The following is a 12445-nucleotide window of genomic DNA, read 5'->3' as shown; positions in this document are numbered from 1 at the left end:
CGATGATAGCGGTTTTAAGCGACACCCACGTGGGGGACAAGGCAAAGGCCCTCCCAATTCCCCTTTTGGAGAAGCTTGAGGAGATTAATCCAGAGCTCATTCTCCACGCCGGCGATGTAACGTCACCGGAAGCCCTTGAGACCCTTGAGGAGATAGCGCCCGTGATAGCGGTCCGGGGAAACGTTGACCACCTCAACCTTCCGGAGGAGGAGACCATTGAAGTCGAAGGAATGAGAATCGGCGTGATTCACGGGCATCAGCTTCTAAGTCTAAACGCGCAGTTTTTAAGCCTGAAGGCCCTCGACATGGAGGTTGACCTACTCGTCTTCGGCCACACCCACCGCTTCTACTTCGATTCTTTCAGCGTCTACGGAAGAAGGGTTTACCTCCTGAATCCGGGTTCGCCGACGTTTCCAAGGTGGGACGAGGCCGGCTTCGCGGTTCTAAAGCCCGGAAAAGAGCCGACCGTTAGAAGGGTCAAGCTCTGGTAAACGGAAAAGAGAACGGGAAAAGGACATCAGCTCTTGATGGCAAGCTTGATGTCCTCGGCCTTGACGGTCTTCCTGCCGGCGTGCTGGGCGAGGGCGACGGCCTTCTTGGCAATCTCAAGGGCCTTCTCTTCAAGGTGCTCGGCGAGGACCTTGGCGGCCTCCTCGCTGACGCGGGCGGCGCCGGCCTTCCTTATAAGCCTGTCAACCGGGGCAATTGGAAGCTCAGCCATTCACAACACCTCCTACTTTCTTTTTGCAGGTTTCTGCGTTCTATTCTAGGAGCGAAGGCCTATATAAACCTTTCGGAAACGGAGGCCTCTGGGTGGGCCTATCGGCGGGATTTCAGTTAATCGTCGAGAATTCCGAGTCCGTCGGGCCCATCACTATTTTACACGGAAATGACAACCCACAAGGGAAGATTAAAAATGGCCAGAGAACGCTCCAAAAGTCCTGCGGTGGCCCGAAAATCCTTCAAAAAGAGCTTCACTTATGTAAAAACCAGTCCATCAATCCTCAAAATTTGCCAGTAGGGTTTTTATAGTCATGGATGATATATAGTGTTTACCAAGGAGGTGTTGCGAATGGTCGAGAAGTTCGACAAGATATACGACTACTACGTGGACAAGGGCTACGAGCCGAACAAGAAGAGAGACGTCGTGGCCGTTTTTAGGGTAACCCCAGCGAAGGGCTTTACAATCGAGCAGGCCGCTGGGGCGGTAGCGGCAGAGAGCTCGACGGGAACTTGGACGACCCTCTACCCCTGGTACGAGCAGGAGCGCTGGGCCGACATGTCGGCCAAGGCCTACGACTTCGTTCAGGTGGGGGATAACGAGTGGATAGTCAGGATAGCCTACCCGGTTCACATCTTCGAGGAGTGGAACATGCCAGGCTTCCTCGCGAGCGTCGCGGGCAACGTCTTCGGAATGAAGCGCGTCGAGTGGCTCCGCCTCGAGGACCTCTACCTTCCAGAGAGGTTCCTCAGGGACTTCAAGGGGCCGGCCTTCGGTATCAAGGGCGTCAGGAAGAAGCTCGGCATCGAGAAGAGGCCCCTCTACGGCGTCGTCCCCAAGCCCAAGGTCGGCTACTCCCCTGAGGAGGTTGAAAAGCTTGCCTACGAGCTGTTCTCCGGTGGAGCGGACTTCCTCAAGGACGACGAGAACATAACGAGCCCCTGGTACAACCGCTTCGAGGAGAGGGCCGAGAGGATAACGAAGGTCATGGAGAAGGTCGAGAACGAGACCGGCGAGAAGAAGACCTGGTTCGCCAACATCACCGCCGACATTCGCGAGATGGAGAGAAGGCTGGAAATCCTGGCCGACCTCGGAAATCCGCACGCGATGGTCGACGTCGTCATAACCGGCTGGGGAGCGCTTGAGTACATCCGCGACCTGGCGGAGGACTACGGCATAGCCATACACGCCCACAGGGCAATGCACGCGGCCTTCGACAGGAACCCCAAGCACGGCATCTCGATGTTCGTCTTGGCCAAGCTCTTCCGCGTCATCGGCGTTGACCAGCTCCACATCGGAACGGCCGGCGTCGGAAAGCTCGAGGGTGGCAAGTGGGACGTCATTCAGAACAAGCGCATAATCACCGAGAGCCACTACAAGCCGGAGGAGAACGACGTCATTCACATGGAGCAGAAGTTCTACCACATGAAGCCCGTCTTCCCGACGAGCTCCGGTGGACTTCACCCCGGCAACATCGAGCCCGTCATAAGGACCCTCGGAACCGACCTCGTCCTCCAGCTCGGTGGCGGAACGATGGGCCACCCCGATGGACCAAGGGCGGGAGCAATGGCCGCGAGGCAGGCCATCGACGCCATAATGGAGGGCATTCCACTCGACGAGTACGCCAAGACCCATAAGGAGCTCGCTCGCGCCCTCGAGAAGTGGGGCCACGTCACACCGGTCTGAGTTTGCAAATTACTTTTACACTATTTACTTTACTTTTCAAACTTTTTAATGAAAAATACCACAGCAATATTTTTAAAATAATTGTTTCTATCGTCATATGGTGAAGTGAATGCCAAGATTTTATGAAATTAGAGACCCAATATATGGAACTATCAAATTAACTAAGTTAGAACGTGCTATTATTGATTCGGAGCCATTTCAGAGGCTAAGACGAATAAAACAACTTAGTCTTACAAACTTTGTATATCCCGGCGCTAATCACACCCGATTTGAGCATTCTATTGGGGTCATGCATTTAGCTACTTTGATGTTTGATGCTATAATCCAGGATGAAGAAAATATGAAACTCTTGAAAGACTACGAATATATAGACAACGATGGGGATATTCAAAGGTATAGGCAGGTCATTAGATTAGCAGCATTACTTCATGACATTGGTCATGGTCCATTTTCTCATAGTGCCGAAGAATTATTGCCTAATGGACACAAGCATGAGGACTATTCTGCAAAAATTATCGATACATTTTTTGATAAAATCTTAGCCAATAATGAACTTAATGAATTTGAGATAACTGCAGAAGAAATTAGCTCTTTACTAAAAAAAGGTGATCCTCAAGGGATTCGTAAAGGTGAATATTTTTGGAAACTGCTTATCTCCAGTCAACTAGATGCTGACCGTGGGGATTACTTGTTGAGGGATTCTTATTATACGGGGGTTAAATATGGCATTTATGATTACCATAGGATCCTTGAGAGCATGACTATTGCAAAGAATAAAATGGAAGGTAACGACGACCTGATTATCGCCATCAAAAAGGGAGGATGGCATGCTGCTGAATCTTTACTTCTATCACGGTACCTAATGTACACTCAGGTGTACTTTCATAAAACAAGGCTTGCATATAATTACCATATTCAAGAGGCTCTCAAGTTCGTGTTGAAACAAGAAACTGGTGAGAACACATTTCCCCAACCAAAGTCAAAACAAGAGCTTGAGGAATTTTTGCACTGGGATGACTACTATGCATGGGTAAAGTTCAGAGAATATAAAAAACAATGCCCACATTGTGCGGCAATTGTGGATAGGAATCATTTTAGATTGGTTTATTCTACTATGGAGACCCCTAATGATTCGGATTTAGAACTCATCGAGAAAATTGAAACAAAACTTCAGGAAAGGAATATTAAATATTTTAAATATTCGGGGTCTCGGGGATGGTACAAGCAAGAGCGTGGAGAAGAGATTTATATCATGGGGATGAAAAAAGATGAGTTATACCCCCTTTCAATGTATTCACCCCTTGTTTTAAAATTAAGCGAACTTCACTTTCAAAAGATTAATATATATGTGGATCCTAATTATGTGACCGCCGCTAAAAATATTGTGAGTGATATCACTAAGCGTCAAAAAGAAAAGTCTTAAATATCCTCTATGCATTTGTAGAATTAATGGGGGGACGTAGGATGGTTAAAAAAAGATTGTTAGTGGAGCAATATTTAATTTCGAAGCTTGCCCAGGATGGGATACCTCTCGGGAAGACCAAATTCCAAAAGTTAATGTATCTGTTAACTGTGAAAAAGATAGTTGATGTGCCAGATTACCAACTTTATCATTTTGGTCCGTATTCGTCTGTTGTGGACTTGGATTTAACATATTTGAAACATGATGGTACCGTGCGGATCGAATGGATTGACTATGGTAGTGGATATTATGGATACAGGATCTTACCTGAAGATACAAAGGGCATTATTTTAACAGAACGCAATATTAACACTCAAGCCATAGATAAAATACTTGAAGGCTTTGGAAAACTTAACACCAGAGAACTCTCGATTTTAGCTACTGCAATTTACCTATATGAACAGGGTATTACAGATAGAGACGTGCTTGTGGATAAGGTTCACAAACTAAAGCCTAACTATTCCAAAGGAGAAATCAAGTCTATATTAGATAGATACCTCGATGAGTTTCTTGAGTTATCCCTCTAAACTCTACTCTTCATTACCGGATGGAATTCAATTCAAAGTTCCTATAAACGCCTCCTTGCATACTACAATGAGGTTCAGTTCTTTCCGATGGGTATCGTTGACACGCTCAACGAACTCGCCGACGATGGCGTTTACGTCATAGCAAGCGGTCTGAACCTCGACTTCAAGGCCGAACCGTTTCCCGTAATGAAGGGGCTCCCCGTCAGGGCAGACAACATAGTTTACCTTACTGCAGTTTGCACGGTCTGCGGAAGGCCGGCGACGAGAAGTCAGAGGCCGATAGACGGAAAGCCGGCCCCAAGGGACTCGCCGGTAATAATGGTGGGAGGAAAGGAAAGCTACGAGGCGAGGTGCAGGTTACATCACGAAGTCCCCTGAGAGAACCCTCTCCCACGTCTTCACGTCCTTGAGGCCGTGTCCGGTTGCAACTACAACCACGGTTTCGTCTTTGTCTATTACTCCCTCCTCACGCATCTTCTTGGCGAGGGCGAGGGCCGTTGCCGAGGACGGCTCGACGAAGATTCCCTCCCTTCCGAGGAGCATGCCGGCCTCCGCCGTCTCACTGTTGGTGACCGTGTCAAGGTGGCCGTCGCTTTCCCTCACGGCCCTTATCACGTTCTCGCCGTCGACAGGTTTTTTAACCGCTATGGCACTCGCTATCGTCGGAACCTTCTTCTGGACCTTCTCAATCGGCTTGCCCGTCTTCCAGGCCCTCACTATCGCGTCGTAGCCCTCTATCTGTGCCCCGGCAATCCTCGGCAGGTCCTCAACGAGGCCGACCCTGTGGAACTCCTTGATGCCCTTCCAGATGGCGCGAAGGTGGGTTCCGGCCCCTATCGGAACGATAATCCAGTCCGGGACGTTGTAGCGGAGCTGGTCGAGGATTTCGAAGCCTGTCGTCTTCTGCCCCTCGACGCGGTAGTGGTAGTTGCCCGTCAGGTAGTAGTCCTCCTCCATAGCCTTCCGCTCGGCCTCCGCCAAAGCTTCATCGTAGGTCTTCCCGAAGACCTCGACCTTCGCCCCGTACATCTTCGCCTGAGTGAGCTTCTCCCCGGGCGTTCCTTCGGGGACGACAATGGTAACCTCGAGTCCGGCTTTGGCGCCGTAGGCGGAAACGCTCGCCGCCATGTTGCCTGTCGATGCCACTATAACCTTCCTCGCGTGGAATTCCAGGGCCTTGGTTATCTCGACGCTCGAACCCCTGTCCTTGAAGGCTCCCGTCGGGTTCTCGCCCTCGTACTTGACGTAGAGCTTTCCAAAGCCGAGCTTCTCCTCAAGGCGTTTGAGCCTGTAAAGCCTCGTTCCGCCCTCGTTGAGCGTGACGATTCTCTTGAGGTTCGAAACCGGAAGGAACATCCAGTACTTCCAGACGTGCGGGCTCTCCCTGAACCAGGGGTCGTCGTCCTCAATTAGGTTCGCTATGTCGTCGTAGTGGTAGGTAACATCGAGCGGAGCGCCACACTTGGGGCATTTGTAGATTCCGGAAGCGAGCGGGTATTCGGCACCGCAGTGGGTGCAGACGAGTTTTGCCTCGAACATCTCAACCACCTTGGTTTACATAGGATAAGGTGGGTTTTTAAATTCAGCTTTTAAACCGAAAAAGGTTTAAAGGATATTTTCTAACTTCAAGTTAGGGAAAGGGGGTGAGAGCATGGAATCGGGCGAGATGGGAAAACTGCTCGACATACTCGGAAACGAAACCAGGCGAAGGATTCTCATCCTTCTCACCAAGAGACCATACTTCGTCAGCGAGCTGAGTCAGGAACTCGGAGTCGGACAGAAAGCCGTCCTTGAGCACCTGAGAATCCTCGAAAAGGCAGGACTCATTGAGGGCCGAACGGAAAAGATACCGCGAGGAAGGCCGAGGAAGTACTACACCATAAAGCGCGGTTTCAGGCTTGAGGTACTGCTTACCCCCTACACGTTCGGCACCGAGATGTACGAGCCGAAGAAGCCGAGGCAAACCGCTGAATACGCCCAGGCGAGACAGCTCATAAAATCAACAGAGCCCGTTGAGACGAAGATAGGGGAGCTCCTCCAGTTCCTCGGCGAGATAGAGAGGCGCGTTGACGAGGTCCTGAGAACCAAGCAAGAGCTCGAAGAGGTCAGACTGCTCATAGAGACCTACATAGAGAACCTCCTCAGGAGGATAGCCCAGGAGAACGAGAGGGAATTCGAGAGGCTCATGCGCGAGTTCGGTCCGAGGCTTCCGAGGAAGATAGTGGAAGACCTGAACGACTTTTAGGAAGCGGATAGAGAATAAAGAGGGCCGTTAAAGTATCTTGCCCTCTTCCTTCATCCTGACGAGCCTGGTTATGTAACCGGCAATCCTGTTTCTGATGGTCTTGCTCGTGACGTTGGTGAGCTCCTGAACCATCTTCTTGTTGTGCTCGAAGTCCCTGGTGAACTTGTCCGGATACCTGTCAAAGAGCTCGCGAGCGGTCCTCTTGATGAAGGTCTGCTTTATGTTCCCCATTTCCATCACCTCTAACCTGACCCTGTGGCCGTATCTCAAATCAAGGGCATCTTTTAAAAGTTTTCCCACACCGCCGGAAACCCAAGGGTTTTATAGTGCCACGAAAAGCTCAACCCATGCTGAGGGAGGTAATCCACTGCAGGGGGCACGAGAACGTAAGGGCAACTCACCGCTCGACGCTCGAGATAACGACCGAGGACTTTCTAACGCCCCGGGGAGACTGCATAATCTGCGTTTCCGCCGACAGGGCTTTGAGCGACCTGAGCGAGGAGTTCAAGAGTGCCCTCAGGAGGGGCGCGAGGCTCCGCGTGGTCATACGCGCCGGAAACCTTTCCGATGAGCTCACCGCATATGGAAGCCCGGAGCTGAAGCTCGAAAGCCCGGTTTCGATGGTGGTAAGGAAGAGCGACTACATAGACGCCAGAACCCTCGCGATAAAAGCTACTAAGTCCGCGAGGGACATAAAGCGGGAGCTCGTCGAGCTCCTCAGGAACCCCGAAACCATTGTCACGGTCGAGCTCATAATCGAGGAAAAAGCTTAAAAGCTTCAACTCTTTTATTTACTTGAGGTGAAGAAAATGCTCGAGGGCTACTACATAGTCGAGAACACCGGAGTCGTTCCGGCCGAGAGGAGGTTCAAGTTCAAGGACCTGAAGGCGTGGGGTTACGACCTGCACCTCGGAACGATAGACGGAAAGGAGGCCTACTTCGTCTCAAGGACGGGAACCCACGAGGAGGGCGAGACCTACACGCAGGACGGCAGGGAGTACCACATCAGCGAGACCCAGAGGGAGATACCGAAGAACGCAAGGCTTTTGGCGAGAATCGTCATAGAGCGCGGTCAGCCCTACCTTGAGTTCTGGCTCGATACGGAGGAAGCCAACTACCCGCTCGCCAAGGAGGACCCGAGGCTAATCCTGCACCGCTTCTGGACGGCCAAGAAGTTCAACCAGCTTGAGAAGCACGTTGGCAGTGTCGGCCTGACCACGGACTTCTTCAAGGACAACGTCTTCGTGAAGAGCCTTCCGCTACCTTTCAAGGAGTATCCGCCGAAGGTGAGGAGGGTTCTGAGGGAGGTCAGGGACGTCCACCGCGACCTGACCGGCTTCGGAAGGTTCGTCTTCCAGTACTACGGCGAAGAAGACAAGACCCACAACTACCGCCTCTGGTGGCTCCTGCCGACGATACACCTCTTCGACGTCGAGGTCTCGAACGAGGTCGACAAGATTCTGGCGATGCTCGACTGATTTTTAAGGCTTCCCTATCAATTTTATCCCATGAGGGAAGTCGCCCTTGAACTCGTTCGAACTGCCATACGCTTGGCCGACCCTTACTTCTCGGTGAAGCGGAGCCTCAATTTTGATGGAAGGAAGCTCACCGTTCTGGGCAGAGAGTTCGAAGTGAAGGGCAGGGTTTACGTCCTCGCCATAGGAAAGGCCTCCTGCAGAATGGCGAGGGCGGTCTTTGAGACCATCCCGGGTGAGCGGGTAAGGGACGCGCTGATAGTTACGAAGCACGGCTATGCTATGGATTGCGATGGAATTGAAGCGAAGATAATCGAAGCGGGCCACCCGATTCCGGACGGGAACTCCCTGTTGGCCGGAAAGCTGGGCCTTGAGCTCGCGGAGAATGTTGGCAGAGACGATATCCTTCTGACCCTCATCTCCGGAGGCGGAAGCGCACTCTTCGTTTATCCGGCAGAAGGAATAAGCCTCGAAGACCTCATCAGGACGAACGAGCTCCTACTCAGGAGCGGGGCAACGATAAGGGAAATCAACACCGTCAGAAAGCATATATCTAAGGTCAAGGGCGGAAGGCTGGCAAAGGCTGTGAAGGGAACCGTAATCGGCCTGCTCGTGTCGGACGTCGTTGGTGACGACCCGAGCTTCATAGCATCGGGCCCAACCGTGCCGGACCCGACAACTTACCGAGATGCCTACGAAGTCCTTGTAAGGCGCGGAATCTGGGATAGAGTCCCAGAGAGCGTGAGAAGAGTCATCGAGCGGGGCATGCGCGGGGAAATAGAAGAAACGCCGAAGGAACTCGACAACGTCCACAACTTCATAATCGCAGGCAATGCGAGGGCCTGCGAGGCCGTCGCAAGGAAAGCTGAAGAGCTCGGCTTCAACTCGACGGTGATGACGACTACGCTCGAAGGCGAAGCTAAAGAGGTCGCTTTGGCGGTCGGCTCGATAATAGAGGAGGTAGCAAAGCGGGACAGGCCCGTTAAAAAGCCGCCGTCCTCGTCTTCGGGGGCGAATGGACGGTGACCGTCGGGGACGCGAAGGGCCTCGGTGGACCTAATCAGGAGTTCGCACTGAGCATTGCCCGAAAGATAGCGGGTCTCAACGTTACCGTTGTTACCTTCGACACCGATGGAACCGACGGACCGACAGATGTAGCGGGAGGAATCGTGGACGGGGAGACCTTAAAGAGGCTTGAGGAAGCGGGTGTTGACGTTGAGGAGGCCCTCCAGAACCACGAGAGCTACCGCGCGCTCAAAAGGATCGGCGCGCTCCTCAAGACGGGCCCAACCGGAACGAACGTGAACTCGATGGTCATAGCGGTTGTTGGAGCTCCCGGGGAAAACCGATAAATACTCCCACTCCGATGATGTTAGGGTGCAATCAATGGGCTTGAGCAGAAGGGAGCTTGTAAGAAAGCTCTGGCACGTTTCACCGGGAATCCTCGGCGCTCCGATAATACTCTTCACACCGAGATGGGTTACCCTGCTCGTCGTCTGGTCGTTGGCTTTCCTCTACACGCTCCAGCACCTCAAGCTCCTCCGGGGCTGGAAGTTCACCGTTCCGGTAGCGGACCTCAGTTACCGAACGATGGCGAGGGAAGACGAGCGCGACAACTTCCTCGGGAGCTTCCTCTTCTGGGTGACGATGGGGATTATCTGCACGGTCTTTCCAAAGCTCATGGCGCTCTCGGCCCTATGGGTCTCGACCTTCGGCGACTGCTTCAACGCCATAGCCGGACAGGCCCTCGGCGGACCGAGGATTCCCTGGAACCCGCGGAAGACCCTAATCGGAAGCGCAACGATGTTCATTGTTTCAGTTCTGGCCCTCTGGGGTGCCCACAGGGTTCTCTCGCTCGACCCAAGCTGGAGCCTCATCGCCGGCGTCGCCCTCGTCGCCACTGTCCTTGAGAGCCTTCCCCTCCGCTCGGCCTACGACGAGTTTACGGTTCCGTTCACGACTGCCCTCCTCCTGTGGCTCGCCTACGGCGAGCCCCTGCTGTCGCTGACGTGGTGATTAAACCCGCACAAACCCCCAACCTCTAAAGTGCGCCTCTATGCCCTCCGTTTTTATCCCCAGCGAGCGAACCTCGTCGCGGAGCTCCGAGATGAAAACCCTGAAAAGCCCCTCGCTGGTTAGAACGCTGTAGCTCTCTGGAAACTCGGAGTGGAGCGTCTCTCGAAATTCATTCCCGGCCTTTCGGAGGTTTAGCACCTCGAAGAAGTAGTAATCGACAAAACCTCTTGTCTCCTCCACAATCCCCGAGACGTCTGTAACCCCCGGTATTATCGGGCTGACGAAGGCGTACGTTCTTATTCCTTCATCATGGAGCCGTTGGAGGGCGTTGAAGCGGGCTTTCATAACCGGTGTCAACGGTTCGAGTACGGTTTTTTCACGACCCTCAAAGGAGTTGAGAGTTAAGCCGACCTCAATCGAGCGGAAGAGCTTAAGAGGTCGATGTCTCTCGTCACGAGGGGCGATTTGGTGAGTATTGAGAGCTCGTTCCTCTTGTCCATGAAGCGGAGCGTCGAGCGGGTGAGCTTCAGCCCGGCTTCAACCGGCTGGTAGGGGTCGCTGACGGTTGACATCACGACCTTCCCCTTCACGTGCTTCCTCGCAAGTTCAGGCGCGTTGATTTTAGCCATCACCCAGCTCCCCCATTCCTTCCCCCTGAACTCACGAACGATGCTCCTAGCGTAGCAGTATGGGCAGGCGAAGGAGCAGCCAACGTACTGGTTGACGCTCCAAGAAACGCCGGGAATCCGCGAGCGCGTGTAGATGGATTTGGCCTTCCGCTTTATTACCTCAACCTTCATAAGCACGGGTAGTGACTACACCTTAATAAGGTGGTCGCATGGAAGTCGAGGTTCGCCACAGGCCCGTCCGCTATGCGAGGCTCGAAGTCAAGCCCGACGGGAGAATCGTCGTGACGGCGCCGAAGGGCTTTGACGTAAATGCCTTCATCAAAAAGCACGAGAGGTGGCTGAGCAACAGGCTGAGGGAGCTCGAGGAGGTCAGGAGGGAATCGTCGAGGGGCTTCCCGTTCTTCGGCGAGTTCTACCGGCTCGAGCTGGGGAACGTTCGGGAAGTTGAGTGCAGGGACGAGAAGCTAATCCTCCCGGCCGAGCGCGAGCGGGCGCGAAAGGCCCTGAAGGAGCTCCTGCGGGACAGGGTAACAGCGCTCGTCGCCCTCTACTCCGTCCTGATGTGTGTTTCCCCGGGCAAAATCTACATCAGAAACCAGCGGACGAAGTGGGCGAGCTGTTCGAGCAGGGGAAACCTGAGCTTCAACCTCCGCCTCGCGGCCTTACCCGAGAGGCTGATTGAGTACGTCGTAATCCACGAGATGGCGCATCTACGCTACCTCGACCACTCCAGGGCTTTCTGGAGGCTCGTGGGGGGATTTTATCCTGACTACAAAACGGCCAGACGGGAATTGAAGCGCTGGTGGGGGGTAGTTGAGGTCAACGAGGGATGGAGATGGCTGGAGGGAAGGGAGTGATTGGAAGAATCCTTAAATTCATCGCGCTAATGGCGGACGAGATAATCGTTGCCATAGTTCTGCTCGCCGTTCTTCCAGCCCTGGGAATAGAAGTGCCGGCCCTCGTCACGGGATTGATTCTGGGAATCCTCCTCGTCAAGGACGTTCTGATAGCTCCGTACGTGCTCGGAGGCGGGCTCGAAAAACGGCCCCAGACGGGGCCAGAATCGCTTGTCGGCAGAACCGCTATTGTCGTGGAGGACCTCTCGCCCGAGGGCCTCGTGAAGCTCGACGGTGAGTTCTGGCGCGCGAAATGCCTTCACGGGACGGCGAGGAGGGGCGAGAAAGTGAGGGTCGTGGGAGTTGAGGGGACTAAGCTCCTCGTTGAACCCCCAGCGAGCGAAGAACCTCGGTGAGCTCCTCCGGGCGGTTGGTCGAGAACGAGACGTCCCAGCCCTTCCGCCTCTTGAGATAGACGCAGGCCCTCGCCGGCAGGGTGAAGTGAATCTTCGCCGGGCAGCTCGTCCAGCCTTCCCTGACCGCGAACCACTCGATTTCGTCAATCCTAATGGTTTTTCTGATGAAGAGGCCGAGGAAACCGCTGAGAAATATTCCCTCCTCGTAAACCCTCACGCGGAAGGCCATCGCCTCAAGGATTACCGCTATCGTGAGGGCCGTTGCAACGGTCATTATGAGGACGCCCTGGCCGGTGGCGAAGCTCTCGTAGAGGCCGATTGACATACCTATTATCGGAGGGACGAGCAGGGCGATTATCCACTTGGAATAGAGCGTTTCCTCGTAGAGCATGGCCCATCGGTAGAGGTTCCCGCCAACGCTTTAAACCCCTT

The 12445-nt window shown here is 53.5% G+C and carries 14 protein-coding genes and 3 pseudogenes; 12 read left to right on the top strand and 5 right to left on the bottom strand.

Annotated features, from left to right (window positions below; genetic code table 11):
- Positions 1 to 2: 2 nt before the first annotated feature.
- The gene (locus ACYQ04_RS00885) at positions 3 to 491 is read left to right on the top strand and encodes a metallophosphoesterase (protein WP_460126824.1); all 489 of its coding nucleotides are present in this window, start codon (positions 3 to 5) and stop codon (positions 489 to 491) included.
- 26 nt (positions 492 to 517) lie between these two features.
- On the opposite strand, the gene hpkB is transcribed toward ACYQ04_RS00885, so the two are convergent.
- The gene (gene hpkB, locus ACYQ04_RS00880) at positions 518 to 721 is read right to left on the bottom strand and encodes an archaeal histone HpkB (RefSeq protein WP_011251239.1); all 204 of its coding nucleotides are present in this window, start codon (positions 719 to 721) and stop codon (positions 518 to 520) included.
- Between the two features lie 351 nt (positions 722 to 1072).
- On the opposite strand from hpkB, the gene rbcL reads away from it, so the two are divergent.
- The 4 genes and pseudogenes from rbcL to ACYQ04_RS00860 form a co-directional block, all read left to right on the top strand.
- Entirely contained in the window at positions 1073 to 2407 is a 1335-nt protein-coding gene (rbcL, locus tag ACYQ04_RS00875) for a type III ribulose-bisphosphate carboxylase (protein ID WP_460126822.1), read from the top strand.
- A 109-nt stretch (positions 2408 to 2516) separates the two neighbouring features.
- A complete protein-coding gene (locus ACYQ04_RS00870) occupies positions 2517 to 3830 on the top strand; it encodes an HD domain-containing protein (protein WP_460126820.1) in 1314 nt (437 codons plus the stop codon).
- 26 nt (positions 3831 to 3856) lie between these two features.
- Positions 3857 to 4396 (top strand): hypothetical protein, encoded by a 540-nt coding sequence (locus ACYQ04_RS00865; RefSeq protein WP_460126818.1) that lies wholly within the window; start codon positions 3857 to 3859, stop codon positions 4394 to 4396.
- A 66-nt stretch (positions 4397 to 4462) separates the two neighbouring features.
- Positions 4463 to 4774: pseudogene (locus ACYQ04_RS00860) on the top strand (thymidine kinase); the annotation flags it as partial.
- On the opposite strand, the gene thrC reads toward ACYQ04_RS00860, so the two are convergent.
- Positions 4754 to 5935, bottom strand: coding sequence for a threonine synthase (thrC, locus tag ACYQ04_RS00855; protein ID WP_460126816.1), 1182 nt, complete (start codon positions 5933 to 5935; stop codon positions 4754 to 4756). The pseudogene ACYQ04_RS00860 and the gene thrC sit on opposite strands and share 21 nt — an antisense overlap.
- A 112-nt stretch (positions 5936 to 6047) precedes the next feature.
- Here thrC and phr point away from each other — a divergent pair, with 112 nt between their 5' ends.
- Positions 6048 to 6641, top strand: a complete 594-nt coding sequence (gene phr / locus ACYQ04_RS00850; RefSeq protein ID WP_460126814.1) for a heat shock transcription regulator — start codon at positions 6048 to 6050, stop codon at positions 6639 to 6641.
- 27 nt (positions 6642 to 6668) lie between these two features.
- Here phr and ACYQ04_RS00845 read toward each other — a convergent pair whose 3' ends face one another.
- Positions 6669 to 6872 (bottom strand): 30S ribosomal protein S17e, encoded by a 204-nt coding sequence (locus ACYQ04_RS00845; RefSeq protein ID WP_042691737.1) that lies wholly within the window; start codon positions 6870 to 6872, stop codon positions 6669 to 6671.
- Between the two features lie 116 nt (positions 6873 to 6988).
- On the opposite strand from ACYQ04_RS00845, the gene ACYQ04_RS00840 reads away from it, so the two are divergent.
- The 4 genes and pseudogenes from ACYQ04_RS00840 (at position 6989) to ACYQ04_RS00825 (ending at position 10132) form a co-directional block, all read left to right on the top strand.
- Positions 6989 to 7414, top strand: a complete 426-nt coding sequence (locus tag ACYQ04_RS00840) for a DUF371 domain-containing protein (protein WP_460126812.1) — start codon at positions 6989 to 6991, stop codon at positions 7412 to 7414.
- A gap of 36 nt (positions 7415 to 7450) precedes the next feature.
- Positions 7451 to 8119, top strand: a complete 669-nt coding sequence (locus ACYQ04_RS00835; RefSeq protein WP_460127239.1) for a TIGR00703 family protein — start codon at positions 7451 to 7453, stop codon at positions 8117 to 8119.
- A gap of 30 nt (positions 8120 to 8149) precedes the next feature.
- Positions 8150 to 9468 (top strand): annotated as a pseudogene (locus ACYQ04_RS00830) (glycerate kinase type-2 family protein).
- A gap of 34 nt (positions 9469 to 9502) precedes the next feature.
- Positions 9503 to 10132: a diacylglycerol/polyprenol kinase family protein gene (locus ACYQ04_RS00825; protein ID WP_460126810.1), complete on the top strand. Its 630-nt coding sequence runs from the start codon at positions 9503 to 9505 to the stop codon at positions 10130 to 10132.
- Here ACYQ04_RS00825 and ACYQ04_RS00820 read toward each other — a convergent pair.
- Positions 10133 to 10932 (bottom strand): annotated as a pseudogene (locus ACYQ04_RS00820) (SPL family radical SAM protein).
- A gap of 38 nt (positions 10933 to 10970) precedes the next feature.
- Here ACYQ04_RS00820 and ACYQ04_RS00815 point away from each other — a divergent pair.
- Together ACYQ04_RS00815 and ACYQ04_RS00810 are read left to right on the top strand one after the other, a co-directional pair.
- Positions 10971 to 11618, top strand: coding sequence for a M48 family metallopeptidase (locus ACYQ04_RS00815; RefSeq protein ID WP_460126809.1), 648 nt, complete (start codon positions 10971 to 10973; stop codon positions 11616 to 11618).
- Positions 11591 to 12013 (top strand): NfeD family protein, encoded by a 423-nt coding sequence (locus ACYQ04_RS00810; protein WP_460126807.1) that lies wholly within the window; start codon positions 11591 to 11593, stop codon positions 12011 to 12013. Before ACYQ04_RS00815 ends, ACYQ04_RS00810 begins: the two co-directional genes overlap by 28 nt.
- Here ACYQ04_RS00810 and ACYQ04_RS00805 read toward each other — a convergent pair.
- Positions 11970 to 12404, bottom strand: a complete 435-nt coding sequence (locus ACYQ04_RS00805) for a hypothetical protein (RefSeq protein ID WP_460126805.1) — start codon at positions 12402 to 12404, stop codon at positions 11970 to 11972. The two genes, ACYQ04_RS00810 and ACYQ04_RS00805, sit on opposite strands and share 44 nt — an antisense overlap.
- Between the last annotated feature and the right edge of the window lie 41 nt (positions 12405 to 12445).

The sequence above is a fragment of the Thermococcus prieurii genome (assembly GCF_054657655.1).
This window is presented reverse-complemented; position numbering and strand designations above follow the sequence as displayed.